The sequence below is a fragment of the Blautia sp. MCC269 genome, from assembly GCF_018785655.1.
Lineage (GTDB): Bacteria > Bacillota > Clostridia > Lachnospirales > Lachnospiraceae > Blautia_A.
Genome location: NZ_WQQE01000008.1, coordinates 139,105 through 157,112, shown reverse-complemented (window position 1 = coordinate 157,112; position 18,008 = coordinate 139,105). Strand labels below are relative to the sequence as shown.

19 protein-coding genes are annotated in these 18,008 nt (G+C 45.8%); 14 read left to right on the top strand and 5 right to left on the bottom strand.

From position 1 onward, the window contains the following. Window positions 1-25: 25 nt before the first annotated feature. From GPK88_RS02815 to GPK88_RS02805, 3 genes are all read left to right on the top strand, one after another. Complete coding sequence (locus tag GPK88_RS02815; RefSeq protein WP_173762945.1) at window positions 26-661, top strand: YczE/YyaS/YitT family protein; 636 nt, start codon at window positions 26-28, stop codon at window positions 659-661. 270 nt (window positions 662-931) lie between these two features. Beyond that, window positions 932-2,056: an aldo/keto reductase gene (locus tag GPK88_RS02810; protein ID WP_173762944.1), complete on the top strand. Its 1,125-nt coding sequence runs from the start codon at window positions 932-934 to the stop codon at window positions 2,054-2,056. A gap of 47 nt (window positions 2,057-2,103) precedes the next feature. After that, the gene (locus GPK88_RS02805) at window positions 2,104-3,195 is read left to right on the top strand and encodes a PTS sugar transporter subunit IIC (RefSeq protein ID WP_173762943.1); all 1,092 of its coding nucleotides are present in this window, start codon (window positions 2,104-2,106) and stop codon (window positions 3,193-3,195) included. A 152-nt stretch (window positions 3,196-3,347) separates the two neighbouring features. On the opposite strand, the gene GPK88_RS02800 is transcribed toward GPK88_RS02805, so the two are convergent. Continuing rightward, a complete protein-coding gene (locus GPK88_RS02800; RefSeq protein ID WP_173762942.1) occupies window positions 3,348-4,385 on the bottom strand; it encodes a DnaJ C-terminal domain-containing protein in 1,038 nt (345 codons plus the stop codon). Window positions 4,386-4,688: 303 nt separating this feature from the next. On the opposite strand from GPK88_RS02800, the gene GPK88_RS02795 reads away from it, so the two are divergent. Further along, window positions 4,689-5,639 (top strand): SH3 domain-containing protein, encoded by a 951-nt coding sequence (locus GPK88_RS02795; RefSeq protein ID WP_252197664.1) that lies wholly within the window; start codon window positions 4,689-4,691, stop codon window positions 5,637-5,639. Window positions 5,640-5,705: 66 nt separating this feature from the next. Continuing rightward, on the top strand, window positions 5,706-6,617 hold the full coding sequence (locus tag GPK88_RS02790) for a LysR family transcriptional regulator (RefSeq protein WP_173762941.1): 912 nt from the start codon (window positions 5,706-5,708) through the stop codon (window positions 6,615-6,617). Window positions 6,618-6,705: 88 nt separating this feature from the next. Here GPK88_RS02790 and GPK88_RS02785 read toward each other — a convergent pair whose 3' ends face one another. Further along, window positions 6,706-7,224, bottom strand: coding sequence for a nitroreductase family protein (locus GPK88_RS02785; protein WP_148446103.1), 519 nt, complete (start codon window positions 7,222-7,224; stop codon window positions 6,706-6,708). A gap of 183 nt (window positions 7,225-7,407) precedes the next feature. On the opposite strand from GPK88_RS02785, the gene GPK88_RS02780 reads away from it, so the two are divergent. Further along, window positions 7,408-7,746, top strand: coding sequence for an acylphosphatase (locus GPK88_RS02780; RefSeq protein WP_334300481.1), 339 nt, complete (start codon window positions 7,408-7,410; stop codon window positions 7,744-7,746). A 4-nt stretch (window positions 7,747-7,750) separates the two neighbouring features. Beyond that, a complete protein-coding gene (locus GPK88_RS02775; RefSeq protein ID WP_173762940.1) occupies window positions 7,751-8,446 on the top strand; it encodes a YjjG family noncanonical pyrimidine nucleotidase in 696 nt (231 codons plus the stop codon). 12 nt (window positions 8,447-8,458) lie between these two features. On the opposite strand, the gene GPK88_RS02770 is transcribed toward GPK88_RS02775, so the two are convergent. Further along, on the bottom strand, window positions 8,459-9,586 hold the full coding sequence (locus tag GPK88_RS02770) for a CdaR family transcriptional regulator (RefSeq protein WP_148446097.1): 1,128 nt from the start codon (window positions 9,584-9,586) through the stop codon (window positions 8,459-8,461). A gap of 242 nt (window positions 9,587-9,828) precedes the next feature. On the opposite strand from GPK88_RS02770, the gene GPK88_RS02765 reads away from it, so the two are divergent. Beyond that, entirely contained in the window at window positions 9,829-10,959 is a 1,131-nt protein-coding gene (locus GPK88_RS02765; RefSeq protein ID WP_148446095.1) for a glycerate kinase family protein, read from the top strand. A gap of 119 nt (window positions 10,960-11,078) precedes the next feature. Here the strand turns inward: GPK88_RS02765 and GPK88_RS02760 are convergent, their stop codons facing one another. Further along, complete coding sequence (locus GPK88_RS02760) at window positions 11,079-12,872, bottom strand: flavin reductase (protein ID WP_148446093.1); 1,794 nt, start codon at window positions 12,870-12,872, stop codon at window positions 11,079-11,081. 213 nt (window positions 12,873-13,085) lie between these two features. Here GPK88_RS02760 and GPK88_RS02755 point away from each other — a divergent pair, with 213 nt between their 5' ends. Genes GPK88_RS02755 through GPK88_RS02740 form a run of 4 tightly spaced genes read left to right on the top strand, consistent with a single transcriptional unit; the run spans window position 13,086 to window position 15,100 of the window. Next, window positions 13,086-13,724, top strand: a complete 639-nt coding sequence (locus GPK88_RS02755) for a Crp/Fnr family transcriptional regulator (RefSeq protein ID WP_148446091.1) — start codon at window positions 13,086-13,088, stop codon at window positions 13,722-13,724. Window positions 13,725-13,738: 14 nt separating this feature from the next. Then, the gene (locus GPK88_RS02750) at window positions 13,739-14,230 is read left to right on the top strand and encodes a GNAT family N-acetyltransferase (RefSeq protein WP_173762938.1); all 492 of its coding nucleotides are present in this window, start codon (window positions 13,739-13,741) and stop codon (window positions 14,228-14,230) included. Then, window positions 14,227-14,790, top strand: a complete 564-nt coding sequence (gene mnmM, locus GPK88_RS02745) for a tRNA 5-(aminomethyl)-2-thiouridylate-methyltransferase MnmM (RefSeq protein WP_173762937.1) — start codon at window positions 14,227-14,229, stop codon at window positions 14,788-14,790. Before GPK88_RS02750 ends, mnmM begins: the two co-directional genes overlap by 4 nt. Window positions 14,791-14,827: 37 nt before the next feature. Then, window positions 14,828-15,100 carry a DUF1294 domain-containing protein gene (locus tag GPK88_RS02740; RefSeq protein ID WP_173762936.1) on the top strand — a complete coding sequence of 91 codons (273 nt, stop codon included), beginning with the start codon at window positions 14,828-14,830 and terminating at the stop codon, window positions 15,098-15,100. Here the strand turns inward: GPK88_RS02740 and GPK88_RS02735 are convergent. Then, complete coding sequence (locus GPK88_RS02735) at window positions 14,984-15,781, bottom strand: YczE/YyaS/YitT family protein (RefSeq protein ID WP_243278936.1); 798 nt, start codon at window positions 15,779-15,781, stop codon at window positions 14,984-14,986. The two genes, GPK88_RS02740 and GPK88_RS02735, sit on opposite strands and share 117 nt — an antisense overlap. Before the next feature lie 213 nt (window positions 15,782-15,994). Here GPK88_RS02735 and GPK88_RS02730 point away from each other — a divergent pair, with 213 nt between their 5' ends. Together GPK88_RS02730 and fabK are read left to right on the top strand one after the other, a co-directional pair. Continuing rightward, window positions 15,995-16,960, top strand: a complete 966-nt coding sequence (locus tag GPK88_RS02730) for a beta-ketoacyl-ACP synthase III (protein WP_173762935.1) — start codon at window positions 15,995-15,997, stop codon at window positions 16,958-16,960. A gap of 103 nt (window positions 16,961-17,063) precedes the next feature. Then, on the top strand, window positions 17,064-18,008 hold the full coding sequence (fabK, locus tag GPK88_RS02725; protein ID WP_148446080.1) for an enoyl-[acyl-carrier-protein] reductase FabK: 945 nt from the start codon (window positions 17,064-17,066) through the stop codon (window positions 18,006-18,008).

The following is an 18,008-nucleotide window of genomic DNA, read 5'->3' as shown; positions in this document are numbered from 1 at the left end:
TTGATCAGAGGTGTAAAGAAGAAAGATGAATTCATTAACAGTAAAAAGAATCCTCATGACATTTGCCGGAATCTTTCTGGCTGGTGTCAGTGTGGCCATTTTCAAGGCATCTGATTTTGGGACAGATCCCAACTCCTGTTTTGTCATGGGTGTGTGGAATCTTGCAGGAATAAAATACAGTTATGTTTATATTGCCATCAATGCACTGATGCTGCTGGGAGTATTCTTTCTGGACAGACATTTTATCGGACTTGGAACTGTGCTGAACCTGTTTTTTATGGGAATTATCGTGGAAAAAGGAATGCAGCTTTTTGACAGGTATCTGCCGGAGAGAACATTTGGAGTAAGAGTGATTCTGATGTGTATCGCTGTTGTAATGATGTGTTTTGCGTCGGCACTGTATTTTACAGCAGATATGGGAGTTTCCGCCTATGATGCCTATGCACTGATTCTGGATAAACGAACCCGGATCCCTTTCCGCATGTGCAGGATCGGAACGGATGTGATCACAACAGCGGCCGGATTTTTCATGGGCGCGGTTGTAGGAGCCGGAACCCTTGTCACCGCATTTTTTATGGGACCGTTGATTGAGTTTTTCAACCGGACAGTGGCAAGGCCATTTCTTTATGGAAAAGAGAATAAACAGATGCAGAAGAAGTAGAACAAAAGGCAGTTGTCGTGCTGTAAAAGTGCGACAGCTGCTTTTTGTTTGCAGATACAAGATTTCCACTGTCTTGACACTTGTAAAAGAAAAAGGTTTACTGCTGGAGTAAATACCGTTATAATAGGAGAAACGCAGTTTTTTTCCTGCAGTAAAAATATAACAGTCCGGGAGATATCAGTGTCTGGAATATTGTTTATCAGACGATATAACAGATGATATAATGATGTGGAAAATTTTCCGGAATGGAATAAGAAGGGAGAAAAAAATATGGCATATTTAGGCGAAGAAATCAAAAAACTTGGTTTTGGTCTCATGAGACTTCCGCAGAAATCCGAAGGTGTGATCGATGTGGAGCAGACCAAAGTCATGGTAGACAAATTTATGGAAGCTGGATTTACTTACTTTGATACAGCGTGGGCTTATGCAGGAAGTGAAGACGCTATCCGTGAGGCACTGGTAGAGCGTTACCCGAGAGAAAAATATCAGCTTGCCACCAAGATGGCAGCCTGGATCAACTGCAAGACAAGAGATGAAGCTCTTGCACAGTTTAAAACATCTCTGGAGAGAACAAAGGCAGGATATTTCGACTTCTATCTTCTCCACAATCTTGGAGAGCACAGAACAAAATATTTTGATGAGTACGGTTTATGGGACTGGATTCGTGAACAGAAGGAAGCCGGTCTGATCAGACATGCAGGATTTTCGTTCCATTCCACACCGGAGGAACTGGATGCACTTCTCACTGCACATCCGGAAATGGAATTTGTACAGCTGCAGATCAATTACGCAGACTGGGAAAATCCGGCGATCCAGTCAAGAGCCTGCTACGAGGTAGCCAGAAAACATGGAAAACCGGTCATTATCATGGAACCTGTAAAAGGCGGCATGCTTGCAACTCCGCCGGAATCAGTGGAAAAGCTTCTGAAGGAAGCAGAGCCGGAAGCATCTACAGCATCCTGGGCGATCCGTTTTGCGGCAAATCTGGAAGGCGTGATCACCGTACTTTCCGGAATGAGCAATGTTGCACAGATGGAGGATAACCTTTCTTTTATGAAGGATTTCAACGGCCTCACTGACAGTGAGAAAGAGACTCTTGATAAGGCAAGAGAGGCTATGAGCAAAATTCCTCTGATCCCATGCACAACCTGTAACTACTGCGCAAAGGTCTGTCCGATGGAGATTGGAATTTCCGGTTCCTTTACAGCAATGAATTATCTGACATTGTACGGAAATAAAGCCGCTGCAGCCCATCAGGAAGACTGGCTGGTAGTCAGTCACGGCAGAAAGCGTGCAGATGAATGTGTAAAATGCGGACAGTGTGAGGAAGTATGTCCGCAGCATATTTCCATCCGCGAGGAACTTGAGAAAGTAAGCGAGACCTTTTGCAAATAAGAACTGATCTGACGGGAAAAGGATCAGGGTAAGGAGAGAGTTTTAAAATGGAAAAATTCAAAGCATTTCTGAAACGGAAGGATATTGAGATCTCCCTGAAGAGATACGGTATCGATGCACTGGGAGCCATGGCACAGGGACTTTTCTGTTCCCTGCTGATCGGTACGATCATCAACACCCTTGGCACACAGTTCCACATTCCGTTTCTGACTATGGCAGTTGCCACAGTCAATGACACCCAGTACACGGTAGGTTCTCTGGCCTCTGCCATGAGCGGACCTGCCATGGCAGTAGCTATCGGTTACGCATTGCATTGCCCGCCGTTGGTACTGTTTTCACTGATCACTGTTGGTTTTGCCTCCAATGCACTTGGCGGAGCAGGTGGCCCTCTGGCTGTACTGTTTGTTGCAATTGTTGCGGCTGAGATCGGTAAGGCAGTTTCCAAGGAGACAAAGATCGATATCCTTGTAACTCCTCTTGTAACCATTGGTGTGGGCGTAGGTCTTTCCGCATGGTGGGCACCTGCCCTTGGAAAAGCTGCCATGAAAGTGGGAAGCGTAATTATGTGGGCAACGGACCTGCAGCCGTTCTTTATGGGAATCCTGGTTTCCGTATTTGTGGGAATCGCACTGACACTGCCGATTTCTTCTGCTGCGATCTGTGCGGCTCTGGGACTTACCGGACTGGCAGGTGGCGCCGCAGTAGCAGGTTGCTGTGCACAGATGGTAGGTTTTGCGGTTATGTCCTTTAAGGAAAACAAATGGGGCGGATTGGTTTCTCAGGGAATCGGAACCTCCATGCTCCAGATGGGAAATATCGTCAGAAATCCAAGGATCTGGATTGCACCAATCCTCACATCCGCCATCACAGGACCTATCGCGACCTGTCTCTTTAAATTGCAGATGAATGGAACAGCTGTATCCTCAGGAATGGGTACCTGTGGTTTTGTAGGACAGATCGGTGTGTATACAGGATGGATGAATGATATTGCAGAAGGAACCAAGACAGCAGTCACAGCCATGGACTGGGCAGGACTTTTCCTGATCTCCTTCATCCTCCCGGCAGTCCTCTGCCCGCTCATCAATATGTTTGTACGTAAACTTGGATGGGTGAAAGATGGAGATATGACATTGTCATAAATAAGAAGTATTGAATGGGGATGGCAAATATCCCTTTGACGATCAAAAAAAGAGTATCACAGAAACTCATGGATAAAGATGAGATCTGTGATACTCTTTTTATTTAACCGAATGCGGATTGCGAATATCCGCTTGACCCTGGTACTAACTATTTACGCCACATGCGATCCATTGGCATTACTCCGTTCCAGTCCACATGCCCTTGCATACTCATGAAGTTTCTCTTTGGCGGTGTAATTCAGATTCTGTGGAACCTGGATCTGGATGGTTACGTACTGGTCACCGCGGATGGACGGGTTCTTCATGGAAACGATGCCTTTTCCTCTTAGACGGATCTTAGAACCGGACTGCATGCCTTCCCGGATCTTGCAGATTACATTTCCATAAAGGGTAGGAACGGTAGCTTCACCGCCAAAAACAGCTGTTGTGTACGGAATGGAGATGGTGGTGTAAACATCCGATCCTTTCCGCTCATATCCAGGACGGGTTCCTACGGTAACTTTCAGAAGCAGGTCACCAGGTTCTCCGCCGCCGGTTCCAGGCATTCCTTTTCCTTTCAGACGGATACTCTTGCCGGTATCGATACCTGCCGGAATGTGGACCTGCAATGTCTGTGGGGCACCGGAGCTTCCGTCCGGGCTGGACAGGGAGATCCTTTTATCTGCACCAAAAGCGGCCTCATCGAAGGTAACGTTGATGCTGGCCTTCACATTGGAGCCTTTCTGTGGAAAATCCTGCTGATGGAATCCGCCGAAACCGCTGCCACTGTGGAAACCGCTTCCGCCAAAACCACTGTGGAAACCGCCGCCGTGACTGCCGTGGAACATATTTCCGAAGATATCGCCGAAAATATCGTCCATATTTTCACCATTGAAGTGAAATTCCTGATAGCTGCCATTGCCACCGCTCTGGAATCCGCCGAATCCACCGGCACCTGCGTCGGCTCCCGGATCAGCGCCTGCCTCAAATGCAGCGTGGCCAAACTGGTCGTACATTTTTTTCTTCTTCGGGTCACTTAAGATATCGTAGGCTTCGTTTACTTCCTTGAATTTATCTGCGGCATCCGGATTACCGGCGTTGGTATCCGGGTGATATTTTTTTGCCAGTTTACGATATGCTTTTTTTATTGTTTTCTCATCTGCGTTCCGGTCAATGCCCAGAACATCGTAATAATCTCTTTTTACTGCCATGGTATTCACCTTCCCTTATATAATCTTATTTACCTACAAAATGCCCCGGGAAAACAGCCCCGGGGATCGTTGGTTTCTTGTTCTATCTGTAATATAACACTACAAATTTAATAAGTCAAGACCTGTAAAAAAAGAAAGCCCGATTTGGACTTGACCAGACACATGGTTCTTACAGAGAAAAGGAAAAAATATGATATAATATTAATATAAAATCCTGCAGCTGCCTGTGCAGGGATAATCGATGAAACATAAAACAAGCGGATTACAAATATCCGGTTAACAAAAGGAAAGGGAGGCGGAATTATGGAGAAAAGAAACTTACTGTCAGAAAAAAAGACAGTGAAATGGCTGGCACTTTTTATTTTTACACTTACAATGGCATTCCTGTTTACAACACAGAATGCAAAAGCAGCAGGCACAACATTTAAAGTGCAGGTTACCAGCGGTTATCTGGCATTGAGAAGTGAGAAAGCTTTTGACAGAAATAATGAAATCGGTCAGCTGAATACCGGAGATCTGGTAGAGGTTATGGACAAAAAAGACAGTACTTACTGGTACGCATATTCGCCAAAGCTGAATAAATCCGGATATGTGGACAAAAATTACCTCCAGGTTGTGGAAAATACAACAGCCACGAATGACTCCTGGACGGTAAAAGTAAAAAGTGGTTATCTGGCACTTCGAAATACCGCGGCATATAATGACAGCAATGAGATCGGCCGCCTGAATACCGGAGACACCGTTCTTGTAAAAGACAGCAGCGATTCCACCTACTGGTATGTATATGGCCCGAAACTGGATAAATCCGGATATGTGGATAACCGTTATATCTACAACAGTGGTCTGTGGACAGTAAAGGTAGAGAAAGGTTACCTGGCACTCAGAAATCAGGCAGCATATAATGACAGCAATGAAATAGGCCGCCTGAATACCGGAGATATGGTGCAGGTAAAGGATACCAGTGACAGTAACTACTGGTATGTATACGTCCCGCAACTTGACAAAACGGGATATGTAGATAAAGATTATCTGACAGGTGGATCGGAAGTTACGTATCCGACCATGACAGTTCAGGTAGAAAAAGGATTTCTGGCACTTAGAAGTGCAAAAGCTTACGATAAAAACAATGAGATCGCCCAGCTTAACACAGGAGATACGGTTGAGATCATTGAAAAAGAAGACAGCACCTACTGGTATGTATATGTTCCGAAACTTGGAAAAGAAGGATATGTAGATAAAAATTATCTTAAATAAATGTTTTGCACCAGGCGGATCAGAAATGTCCGCCTGATATAAAATACAGGGAGGTAATACAGACAGATGACTCTGGCACAGCTCAGATATACCATAGCAATTGCAAAAGCCGGATCTATGAACGAGGCAGCCAAAAGCCTTTATATTTCTCAGCCAAGTCTTTCCACGGCGATCCGGGAACTGGAGGCGGAGACAGGGGTTGAGATCTTCAGAAGAACAAACCGTGGAATCGCCGTAACGCCTGCAGGGGAAGAATTCCTAGGGTACGCGAGGCAGGTAGTAGAGCAGTACGAACTGATGGAAGCCAAATATATTTCCAAAGAGCAGTCCCGCAAAAAGTTCAGTGTTTCCATGCAGCATTATACTTTCGCAGTCAATGCCTTTGTGGAGCTGGTAAAACAGTTCGGCATGGACGAGTACGAATTTGCGGTCCATGAGACCAAAACACATCAGGTGATCGAGGATGTGCGGAATTTTAAAAGTGAAATCGGGATCCTCTATGTGAATGATTTTAACCGAAAAGTACTCACAAAAATGTTTCACGAATATGGCCTGGAGTTTCACGAACTTCTCAACTGTCGGATCTATGTTTACATGTGGAAAGGCCATCCTCTGGCGAAACGTGAGAAGATCACTCTGGAAGAACTGAAGGAATATCCTTGCCTGTCTTTTGAGCAGGGGGGAAATAACTCCTTTTATTTTGCAGAGGAGGTTTTGAGCACCTATGAATACAAACGGCTGATCAAAGCTGATGACAGGGCCACCATGCTGAACCTGATGGTAGGACTTAACGGATATACCTTATGTTCCGGTATTATCTGTGAGGATCTGAACGGTTCCGATTACTGTGCGGTGAAGCTGGATTCCGATGAGATCATGACCATCGGCTATATTGCCAGAAAAGGTGTTAATATCAGTGCCCTTGGAAAAAAATATCTGGAGGAGATTTCCAGATATAAGGATAAGGCACTGAAATAAGAGAAAATAAAATCTGACAGATTTCTGCATAATACACGGCGATGTGTAAAATGCAGATCTGTCAGATTTTTTGTACATATTCAGACGATCAAACGCGGATCACAAAGCCTTCTTTACGAGGTTTTGCTGTCGGATATTCGCAGTCACGGTATCCCAGAACACAGTGGCCGATACCAATATATTCATCCGGAACACCCCACTGTTTCTTCAGTTCTTTTCCTTCTTCGGAATCAAAAACTTCTCTTGCACGGTGGATCCAGCAAGAATCGACGCCAAGAGCATGAGCGGCGTTCATGAGATTTCCCATCACAAGGCTTCCGTTTTCCACGCAGGTGCCCATTTTGCTGTCGGAAAAGACAATGATTACAGTTGGGGCGCCGTAGAACGGATCTGCTTTACTGCCCATAACATCTGCGTTCATTTTGGAAAGTTTTGCAACCAGTTCCGGATTCTGTGTTACTACCATAAGAGTACTCTGCTGTCCCATGCCGCTTGGTGAATATTCTCCGGCTTCCAGGATCACATCCAGAGCTTCCTGTGGAACAAGGTCTTTTTTGTAGGCGCGGATGCTTCTGCGCTCCAGCATGTTTTTGATGCTTTCGTTCATAATGATTACCTCCTGATGACGAATTTTGTTGAAAATATTTTCTGTAAAAGAAAGCAGTTTTCTTTTTATTCTGGTAAAAACTATTATACCGCAGATGTTTATAGTTTCCAATAGACAGGCGGTTATAACTTTACAACTTGTAAAGAATTATTATATAATCTGGATAAGGCATTCCTGCGGCGGATGCAGGAGAATTTTGGGTGGAGATACAGAGACGGAATAGTTGAGACAGAAAATATGAGGTGCCAGATGGAAAAGATTCGAAAACATTTTTATTTTTCAGGAAGAGTACAGGGAGTGGGATTTCGTTACCGCTCTTATTATATTGCACAGTCCATGGGGCTGACCGGCTGGGTAAAAAATCTCTGGGATGACCGTGTGGAGATGGAAGTGCAGGGAACCAGAGAAGAAATCCGGGAAATGGTAGAACGCCTTTCTCAGCAGAATTTTGTGGAGATTGAGGGAATTGAAGCAAAAGAGATTCCTCTGGAGGATGAGTTTGGATTTCATGTGAAAGGATAGTGAAATGATCAGAGCTGTTTTTATGGATATTGATAATACGCTGCTGGATTTTGACGCGGCGGCACAGGAAGGTATGGAGCATTGTTTTGAGGATGCAGGTCTTACATATAAGCCGGAAATGTTTACAGTTTTCAAGGAGGAGAATGACCAGATCTGGAAAAAGATCGAACAGGGGATCCTGACGATGGATGATCTCCCCTACGTGCGCTGGCAGGCGATCCTTAAGAAACTGGGGCTTGAGGCAGATGGCGTGGCCATGGAGATGCTGTTTCGGAAGTGCCTGTTTTACAGTGCAGTACCTGTGGAGGGAGCAAAGGAAATCCTCGATTATTTACAGGGAAAATATATCCTCTGCACGGCCAGCAACGGTCCTTATGAGCAGCAGATCTGCAGGCTGAAAAAAGCGGATATGTTGAAGGATTTTGACCATTGTTTTGTGTCTGAGAAGATTGGTGTAGATAAGCCGGATGTACGTTTTTTCCAGCGTTGTCTGGAACAGCTTCCAGGGATTAGAGCGGAAGAATGCATGATCGTGGGAGATTCCCTGACTGCTGATATTGCAGGTGGACAGGCAGCCGGGATGGAGACCTGCTGGTTCTGCCGGGAGAAGATGGAAGAAGCACAACTGGAGAATGTGAAACGGACACATAAGGCGGATCACGTGATAAGGCGTCTGGATGAACTGAAAGATCTTTTGTAAAAATGGGCCTATTTATTCCATTTCCAGCGCCAGATACAACAGAACAGCATCCCGGAATTTTCGGGGATTGAGACCACATTTTTTATAAATGTGGTTTAATTTATATTGGAGAGTATTTTTGTGGAGAAAAAGTTTCTCTGCGGTATCGGCCAGGGACATTTCCAGGGAAAAATAAGTTCGCAGAAGTTCCTTTTCATCCGAAGATAACTGACGAATGGTTTTTCCGGAAAATTCTTCACGGTCTTCCGGAGATACGGAAGAGAGAACAATTTCCAGAGTGAGATCATCGAAAACTGCGTAATTTTCTGCACAGATGTTGTCAGTAGAAGGCTGGTGAAAACTAAGGCTTCGCAGGGCAGTTTCAGCAGTAGTAAGGGAAAGTCCCAGCTGATACAGCGATACGGACCGGCCAACGGCAATGGCCAGAGTGTCAGCATGTTTCTTTGCGAAATTATGAAGCGTTCCGGAAAGCGCAGAAAAACCGGAATTGTCTGCGACAGCGAGATAATCTCCGGGATAGCGGAAGGTGTACAGGGTGATCCCGGCAGTTTTGAAAAAATTCTGGATCTGGTGTTCTGAAAGAACAGAACCGCTGACAGAATCGGTATAATTTTGTCCAGAAGCAGCCGGATATGTATGGATCAGGATCAGTCGCTTGGGTGTATCCGGATCGATCTGAAATTCTTTCAGGCATTTCAGAAGATATTCCGGGTTCTGGGTGTCTCCGTGGAGCAGGGAACTGATGACAAACTGCTTTTTGTCCGCCTGATGTCGGCTGTACTGGCCAAGTTCCTGTTCCCGGATCAGGAGGCTGGTGATGCGCTGTGCCAGAAAGGCGTATTTGCGTACTTTTTCCGGGGAACCGGTGATGCCGATTACAGCCAAAAGACGGTCTTCATGGTAAAGAGGCATGTTGATACCCTGGCGGGTTCCTGTAAAATTATCGGATTCTGCCACTTCGATGGTAGTACCGGTTACAGCAGCTTTCCGGCCGATTTCATGAAAAGCTCCGATCCGGGCAGAGTTGGTGCTGGCAATAATGGTGCCGGATGAGTTGATGAAATTGATATCATAACTGCAGACGTCCTTGATGGTATTGACGATCTGCTGGGCGAGAGTGTGGCTGATGTGTGTGATCATGAATCCTCCTGGAAAAGTTGATGTGCTTTCTTTCGGTCAGTATATCATATATATTTCAGAGGTTCAAATTGGATATGTTACTTATAACAATAGAAAACAGAAATTATTGAAAAATATAGTATATATAATATATACATCCAAGCTCGATTTTATTAAGATTAAAAACAGAATAGTAGACAGCGAATGCGGATTGCGAATATCCGCTTGACTTTATATAAAAAATTTCACAGGAGGAAAATACAATGAAAGTAGTAACAGCAATCGATTCTTTTAAAGGCAGCATGACATCCATGGAGGCAGGTTTTGCAGCTGCAGAAGGGATTCATCGTGTGTACGCAGACGCGGAGGTTCAGGTAAGACCGCTGGCAGATGGCGGAGAGGGAACGGTGGAAGCTCTTGTTGCAGGAATGAACGGAAAAACAGAGCATGTAAAAGTCACCGGTCCTCTGGGCGAGCCGGTGATCTGTGAGTACGGCATCATCGAAAGCACAAAGACCGCAGTGATCGAGATGGCCGGTGCAGCAGGAATCACACAGGTTCCGGACGAAAAAAGAAATCCTCTTTACACGACAACTTACGGTGTCGGTGAAGTGATCAAGGATGCTATCGAAAAAGGCTGCCGCAGATTTATTGTGGGCATCGGCGGAAGTGCTACCAATGACGGCGGTGTGGGAATGCTGCAGGCACTTGGCTATGCATTTCTTGACAAAGATGGAAAACAGGTTCTTCCGGGAGCAAGAGGCCTGAAAGATATCGCGGAGATCACCGATGCCTATGTGATCCCGGAACTTGCAGAATGTAAATTCCGTGTTGCCTGCGATGTAACAAATCCTCTTTGCGGAGAGCTTGGATGCAGTGCCATCTACGGACCGCAGAAAGGTGCTACACCGGAGATGATCAAAGATATGGACCAGTGGCTTGGTGCTTACGCAGAGCTTGCAAAAGAGCGTTTTCCAAAAGCAGATCCAGTGTATCCGGGAACAGGAGCAGCCGGCGGAATGGGATTTGCATTCCTGACATTTACTAATGCAGTTCTGGAATCCGGAATCAATATCGTACTGGACGAGACAAAACTTGAGGATTACATTAAGGACGCAGATCTTGTAATTACAGGCGAGGGCCGTATGGATGGCCAGACAGCCATGGGAAAAGCGCCGGTAGGTGTGGCAAAGCTTGCAAAGAAATATGGCAAAAAAGTGATTGCTTTTGCAGGTGCCGTACAGCGTGACGCAAGAGCCTGCAACGATGCAGGAATTGATGCATTCTTCCCGATCCTCCGCGGAGTGGTAACTTTGGAAGAGGCCATGAAAAATGAGAACGCAAAATTGAATCTGGCAGATACCGCAGAGCAGGTTATCAGACTGATGAAATAAGAATCATGTGAATGCAAAAAAGACAGGCCGCTAAGGAGCCTGTCTTTTTTGGATGGTTTATAATTTGTAAAAACAAGGGAGTTGTAACCGGATAAAATTCGTTTATCGGGATTTTCGTTTTATCCTTCGATTGGTTCAAAATCCACAGCGCCATGTTTGCACAGAGGGCAGATGATATCTTCCGGAAGTTCATCGCCTTCATAGATATATCCGCAGACTTTGCATACCCAGCCTTTTTTGCCTTCAGTCTGTGGCTGCGGTTTTACGTGTTTCTGGTAGTAGGTGTAAGTCATGGTATCCTGATCGCTCATAACACGGGCCTCTGTGACGCTGCAGATGAACATTCCGTGAGTGCCAAGATCTACGTAGTTTTCCACTTTCAGGGACATGAAAGCATTGATATATTTGTCCAGGAATACCAGTCCATTGTCAGAGTGGTTCACTTTCTGGCCTGCAAATTTATCGGTGCTTCTGCCGGACTGGAATCCGAACTGTTCAAAAACAGAGAACGGAGCTTCTGTAGACAGACAGTTTACGTTCATGATACCGGTCTGCTGGATTACGTGGTGAGAGTAGTTGGCCTTGTTGATGTTGACAGCTACGCGGTATGGATTGTCAGTAAGCTGTGTAACGGTGTTGACGATCAGGCCGTTGTCCTTTTTGCCATCGTTGGAAGTTACCACATAGAGGCCGTAACCGATGCGGAACAGAGCGGTCATATCACTCTTGTTGGCAAGATCATCGCTTTTGGCAATGTATTCCTGGCAGAGTTCATCAGCCATGGCTTCCATCTGTTTGCGGTTTTCTTCGTTTACTGCGGACATGATCTTAACGTTGGTATTCAGCCAGTTGATTTTTTTGCACTTGGAAAGCATCTCTTTCATGACTTTCGCTGCCAGCGGTGCCCAGGTACCGTTTTCAATCAGTCCAACGGTACGGTTCTGGAAGTTATGCTCTACCAGACGGGTGATAAAGTCGTTCATAAACGGATAGATGCTTGCGTTGTATGTGGTGGTTGCCAGAACCAGTTTGGAGTAGCGGAAAGCGTCGCTCAGTGCCTGAGACATGTCATCTCTTGCAAGGTCATAGACAACAACGTTTGGACATCCTTTGCTGCGGAATTTGTCAGCAAGCTGCTGGACTGCCATTTTTGTGTGGCCGTATACGGAAGTGTAGGCGATTACGATTCCGTCATCTTCCGGTGTGTAGGAAGACCAGGTATCATAGAGGCTGATGTAATGTCCAAGATCTTCGGTGAGAACCGGTCCGTGAAGCGGACAGATGGTCTGGATATCCAGAGTTGCGGCTACTTTCAGAAGGTTCTGTACCTGTACGCCATATTTTCCAACGATACCGATAAAGTATCTTCTTGCCTCATCATCCCATGGCTCTTCCACATCCAGGGCACCGAATTTTCCGAAGCCGTCTGCGGAGAAAAGGACTTTTTCTGTGCTGTCATAAGTAACCATAACTTCCGGCCAGTGAACCATCGGTGCAAATACAAAAGTCAGGTTATGTTTTCCAAGGGAGAGGGTTCCGCCGTTATCTACAGTGATCTGCTGGCCTTCCAGATCCAGGTCAAAGAAATTCTGCATCATGCCGAAGGCTTTTTTGTTGGAAACAACGGTGGTGTCCGGATAAACTTTCATGAAGTTGGCGATATTGGCTGCGTGGTCCGGTTCCATATGCTGTACGATCAGATAATCCGGTTTCCGGTCACCCAGAACCTGCTGAATGTTATCCAGCCATTCGTGGGTAAAATTTGCATCTACGGTATCCATAACCGCAACTTTTTCGTCCAGGATCACATAGGAGTTGTAGGACATGCCGTTTGGCACTTTGTACTGGCCTTCAAAAAGGTCAACCTGATGATCATTAACGCCTACATATTTGATGGTATCTGTGATTTTCATGAGCAATTCCTCTTTTCTTTCTATGGTGGATTTATTTATGTGACTGTGTTTTGTTTGTTTCTTAACTTTGATAAAAATATAACAGATTATGCGGATAAAAACTGTTGCAAATACAACAAAACAGGAAAATTTTCCAGACTTTACATTTTTTCTGTGCTGTTATAAAATCAGAAACATGTACGGTTCATCTGGCTGGTGCGAGGGAGGAAAAACATGGAGCACATTACTTTATTTACGGATATTTTGCCCGAAGAACAGGAAAGAATGCGTGTCTGTTTCAAAGTCCGGGAGGCTGTTTTTCAGAATGGAGAAACCATTATGGAATATTCCAGCTCCATGAAAAAGATCGGGCTGATCCAGGAGGGACGGGCGGTGCTTTACTGCTGTGATGAAGATGGAAATGAGTATGTCATTGATGAACTGAATAAGGACAGTGTATTTGGCGAACCGTTTTTGCTTCCGTCGGATTCTCAGCATTATTATGTGTGCGCCACCACTGTGACGAAGGTGATGTTTATTGATTATGAGCATGTGATCAAGCGCTGCGAAAATGCCTGTCATCATCACAGCCAGATGGTCAGCAATCTTCTGCAGATGACGGCGCTTCGCTCCAGACAGCAGACGGACCGGATCTATATGCTTTCCAGATCTTCCACCAGGAAGAAACTGATGGCCTATCTGCATTCTCTGGCTGCAGAGAAAAACACCGGAAAATTTAAACTGCCCATGTCCTACACCGCACTGGCCCAGTACTTAAGTGTGGATCGAAGTGCCATGATGCGTGAGATCAAAAATCTTTCGGATGAAGGCGTGCTTAAAAGAGACGGGCGGAATGTGGAATTACTTAAATAGAGGAGACAATCATTATGAATATTACAGTAAGAAAATATGAAGAAAAAGATCTTCCGGATCTGATCCGGATCTGGAATGAAGTGGTGGAAGATGGTGTGGCTTTTCCACAGGAAGAATGTCTGAATGAAGAAACCGGAAAAGCTTTTTTTGCGGAGCAGACTTATACAGCGGCAGCCGTGGATGAGGAGAGCGAAAACGTTTACGGCCTTTACATCCTTCATCCAAATAACATCGGAAGATGCGGTCACATCTGCAATGCCAGCTATGCGGTAAGCCGGGATTCCAGAGGCCTTCATATTGGAGGAAAGCTGGTATCTGACTGCCTGGTACAGGGAAAAGAGCACGGTTTTGGCGTACTTCAGTTTAATGCGGTTGTGGCTTGCAATGTCCACGCAAGACATCTTTATGAGAGACTTGGATTTACACAGCTTGGGGTGATCCCGAAGGGTTTCCGTATGAAGGACGGACATTATGAAGATATCTGCCCGTATTATCATGAATTATGAAAAATCTTCAGATCACCGCATACACGCAAAGCTTTATCCGGCAGCAGGTCATGCCGGGAGATATCTGTATTGATGCAACCATGGGGAACGGAAATGATACTGCACTGTTAAGTAGACTTGCGGGAGAAAAGGGACATGTTCTTGCGTTTGATATTCAGAAACAGGCACTGGAACACACGGAAGAGCGCCTGAAAAAAGACAACTGCCCGGAGAATTATCGGCTGATCCTGGATTCCCATGAGAATATGGCTGCCTATGCAGAAATGGAAACCGTATCCTGTATCACCTTTAATCTGGGATATCTTCCAGGAGGAGACCATTCGGTGGCAACCAGAGCGGACAGTAGCAAACGGGCAGTGGAAAGCGGCCTTACACTTCTGAAAAAAGGCGGTCTTATGACACTTTGCATTTACAGTGGAGGGGATACCGGATTTCAGGAGAGGGATGAGATGCTTGCATTTGTCCGTCAGCTGGACCCGCATAAATATCTGGTGATCCGGTCGGAATATGCAAACCGGCCCAATAATCCGCCGATACCGGTACTGATCATAAAATTATAAAGTCCAAAATACAGGACACTGAATCAGGAGAAAAAACATGAACAATTACATATATTATTATCTGCTTGCGGTCAATATCCTGGCTTTTGTGCTTTTCGGTATCGACAAGCAGAATGCCCGCCGCAATATGTGGAGAATTCCGGAGAAGACTCTGATCTTAAGCGCTGTCATCGGTGGCAGTGCCGGAGCTATCTTAGGTATGAGATTTTTTCACCACAAAACACGCAAGGCCAAATTTGCGGTCGGCGTACCGGTGATACTGCTTGTGCAGATCGGTGCGGTGTGTCTGGCGCAGTGGGCGATGAAGTAGAAAGAAAAAATGATGATTAAATACTGCGATCACGCGTCCTACGCCAAGTACGGCGATGACAGTTCCAAGTCCGATACCGATCAGCTTATGAGCGAAGATCAGACCAATGAAAGTAGTAAGGCAGATATTAAAGAGGTCAAAGCAGTTCTTGGTGAAGCCAACAGATTTTCCAACACAGTCGGAAATAGCCTGTACAATCCCGTCTCCCGGATTGGGGATGATACGCATGTTCAGAGACATTGCGGCACCGATACCGGTAAGGATGATTCCGGCGGCAAGGATCAGAAGCCTGGATAACATATTGTCGGACGGAGCTGGCAGCAGAGCGGAAAAAAGGTTCATAAAACGTGTGAATACAAGGCTTAAGGGCAGCTGCAGAAGATCCATCAAAAGTACCAGTTTCAAATCCCGGTGTGCTGCCGGAGCAATGGCACCATCCGCTTCTCTGGAATATCTCTGATTCCGGAAGATATGTAAAACAATCTCAACCACAACAAATGCGGAATACAAAAGAAAAGTAATATTACCAAAGTTAAATCCGCCAATGGTGGCAATACTGTAGGCCACAGAAATAATCGGGGAGACACCAAGACCCGATTTGGTGTTAAGGATGATCCCCAGCGCCAGGATCAGAAGGCCGGCGGCATAGAAGACAATCCGGAGGAATATATCTTTTTTCATTTCTTATCACACTCTCTTTCTATACAACATTCTTATCATAGCACAAAATTTCATTAATACCAGATCGGAATTCTGTTAGAAATTTCCTTCTTGACAAATACTTTTATGATGATATAATTTGATAATCAAAATATTTTAAGATAAAAGATAATTCAGAGAACAGCAGTACAGATTTATACAGACTGCTTGACGACAGATATCATGGAGAAAAATATGACAGGTAAAATATGTGGAACTGGTTCCTGGGCACCGGACAGAGTGTGGGATAACAACGATCTGGCAAAAATGGTGGAAACCAGTGATGAATGGATCAGGGAAAGAACCGGTGTGGTACAGAGACATATTGCAAAAGAAGAGGAAGACACTGTGACAATGGCAGCGCAGGCGGCATTGCGGGCAGTGGAAGATGCAGGAATGGATGTGGAAGAGATCGACCTGATTCTTGTGGCCACCATTTCTCCCACAGAGATCATGCCCTGTGTGGCATGTGGTGTACAGGAGCGGATTGGCGCGGAAAATGCCACCTGCTTTGATCTGAACGGAGCCTGTACAGGATCTCTTCTGGCCTTAAACACCGCACAGGCATACCTGGCTCAGGGGATTTACCGGAATGCCCTTGTGATCGGTGCGGAAAAACTGTCCGGTTTAACGGACTGGACAGACCGTGGCACCTGTATTCTTTTCGGAGATGGCGCAGGAGCAGTTGTACTGAGAGCAGAAGAGGGCGGCAGATATGCACAGGTAACCCATTCCATTGGAAAAAAAGGCGGCGCACTTACTTTACAGAGTAGAAATCAGATCCGCTACGAAAATGACCCGAAAGCAAGAGAAACCTACATACAGATGAATGGAAAAGAAGTGTTTACTTTTGCAGTATCCAAAGTACCGGAAGCTATAAAAACCCTTCTTTACAGAGAAAAGATTTCTTATGGGGACATCCGGTATTATCTTCTCCACCAGGCAAATGAGCGGATCATCCGCTCCGCGGCAAGACGGCTGGGCGAAGACATTTCCAAGTTTCCCATGAACATGGACAGATACGGCAATACGTCTTCCGCAAGCCTTCTCATTCTTCTGGATGAGGTAAAAAAAAGCGGAAAACTGCAAAAGGGCGACAAACTGGTCCTTGCGGGATTCGGTGGCGGGCTGACATATGGCGCGAGCCTGATCGAGTATTAGACGCAAACAAAGTAAAGTCCCGATTAACGGACTGTTGAAACTATGAGCAAGAAGAAAAGCGGGTTGCAAATATCCGCCTGACTCAATTTCCCGGAGGTAAAAAATGAAAACAAGAGTGACAGAATTACTTGGTATCGAATATCCAATTATCCAGGGCGGTATGGCCTGGGTGGCAGACCATCACATTGCGGCAGCAGTATCCGAGGCAGGCGGCCTGGGACTGATCGCAGCAGCAAACGCACCGGCGGAATGGGTACGTGAGCAGATCCGCGAAGCAAAAAAACTGACAGATAAGCCTTTCGGTGTAAACATCATGCTGATGAGCCCAAGCGCCGATGAGGTTGCGAAGATCGTCGTGGAAGAAGGCATCAAAGTGGTAACAACCGGCGCCGGAAGCCCGGAGAAATATATGGAAGAATGGAAAGCTGCAGGAGTAAAAGTGATCCCGGTCGTTGCATCTGTAGCTCTTGCAAGAAGAATGGAGCGCTGCGGTGCAGATGCGGTGGTTGCTGAGGGAACTGAGTCCGGCGGACATATCGGTGAGACAACTACTATGGCGCTGGTACCACAGGTTGTGGATGCAGTAAAGATCCCGGTGATCGCGGCAGGCGGAATTGCAGACGGCCGTGGAATCGCGGCAGCCTTTATGCTGGGTGCGGAAGCCGTACAGATGGGAACTCGTTTTGTGGCAACAGAGGAATGTAATGTACATGAAAATTACAAACAGTTCCTTCTGAAAGCCAGAGATATCGATACAAGAGTAACTGGCCGAACCACAGGACATCCGGTCCGTACCTTAAGAAATCCCATGACAAAGGAATATCTGGAAAAAGAAGCAGCAGGAGCATCTTTTGAAGAACTGGAAATGCTGACCCTTGGAGGTCTCCGAAAAGCAGTTGTAGACGGCGATGTAAAAACAGGAAGCGTCATGTCCGGCCAGATCGCAGGAATGGTAAAAGATGTACCGGCCTGCAAGGACCTGATGGCAAGACTGATGGCAGAGACAAAAGAAGCTGTAAAGAAGAACAGTTTTCTTGTGGAGGAATAA

Bases quoted from the DNA above. Each gene is read 5' to 3' on its own strand.
- GPK88_RS02815 (WP_173762945.1), top strand. From the start codon at position 26: ATGAATTCATTAACAGTAAAAAGAATCCTCATGACATTTGCCGGAATC.
- GPK88_RS02810 (WP_173762944.1), top strand. From the start codon at position 932: ATGGCATATTTAGGCGAAGAAATCAAAAAACTTGGTTTTGGTCTCATG.
- GPK88_RS02805 (WP_173762943.1), top strand. From the start codon at position 2,104: ATGGAAAAATTCAAAGCATTTCTGAAACGGAAGGATATTGAGATCTCC.
- GPK88_RS02800 (WP_173762942.1), bottom strand. From the start codon at position 4,385: ATGGCAGTAAAAAGAGATTATTACGATGTTCTGGGCATTGACCGGAAC.
- GPK88_RS02795 (WP_252197664.1), top strand. From the start codon at position 4,689: ATGGAGAAAAGAAACTTACTGTCAGAAAAAAAGACAGTGAAATGGCTG.
- GPK88_RS02790 (WP_173762941.1), top strand. From the start codon at position 5,706: ATGACTCTGGCACAGCTCAGATATACCATAGCAATTGCAAAAGCCGGA.
- GPK88_RS02785 (WP_148446103.1), bottom strand. From the start codon at position 7,224: ATGAACGAAAGCATCAAAAACATGCTGGAGCGCAGAAGCATCCGCGCC.
- GPK88_RS02780 (WP_334300481.1), top strand. From the start codon at position 7,408: ATGCAGGAGAATTTTGGGTGGAGATACAGAGACGGAATAGTTGAGACA.
- GPK88_RS02775 (WP_173762940.1), top strand. From the start codon at position 7,751: ATGATCAGAGCTGTTTTTATGGATATTGATAATACGCTGCTGGATTTT.
- GPK88_RS02770 (WP_148446097.1), bottom strand. From the start codon at position 9,586: ATGATCACACACATCAGCCACACTCTCGCCCAGCAGATCGTCAATACC.
- GPK88_RS02765 (WP_148446095.1), top strand. From the start codon at position 9,829: ATGAAAGTAGTAACAGCAATCGATTCTTTTAAAGGCAGCATGACATCC.
- GPK88_RS02760 (WP_148446093.1), bottom strand. From the start codon at position 12,872: ATGAAAATCACAGATACCATCAAATATGTAGGCGTTAATGATCATCAG.
- GPK88_RS02755 (WP_148446091.1), top strand. From the start codon at position 13,086: ATGGAGCACATTACTTTATTTACGGATATTTTGCCCGAAGAACAGGAA.
- GPK88_RS02750 (WP_173762938.1), top strand. From the start codon at position 13,739: ATGAATATTACAGTAAGAAAATATGAAGAAAAAGATCTTCCGGATCTG.
- mnmM (WP_173762937.1), top strand. From the start codon at position 14,227: ATGAAAAATCTTCAGATCACCGCATACACGCAAAGCTTTATCCGGCAG.
- GPK88_RS02740 (WP_173762936.1), top strand. From the start codon at position 14,828: ATGAACAATTACATATATTATTATCTGCTTGCGGTCAATATCCTGGCT.
- GPK88_RS02735 (WP_243278936.1), bottom strand. From the start codon at position 15,781: ATGAAAAAAGATATATTCCTCCGGATTGTCTTCTATGCCGCCGGCCTT.
- GPK88_RS02730 (WP_173762935.1), top strand. From the start codon at position 15,995: ATGACAGGTAAAATATGTGGAACTGGTTCCTGGGCACCGGACAGAGTG.
- fabK (WP_148446080.1), top strand. From the start codon at position 17,064: ATGAAAACAAGAGTGACAGAATTACTTGGTATCGAATATCCAATTATC.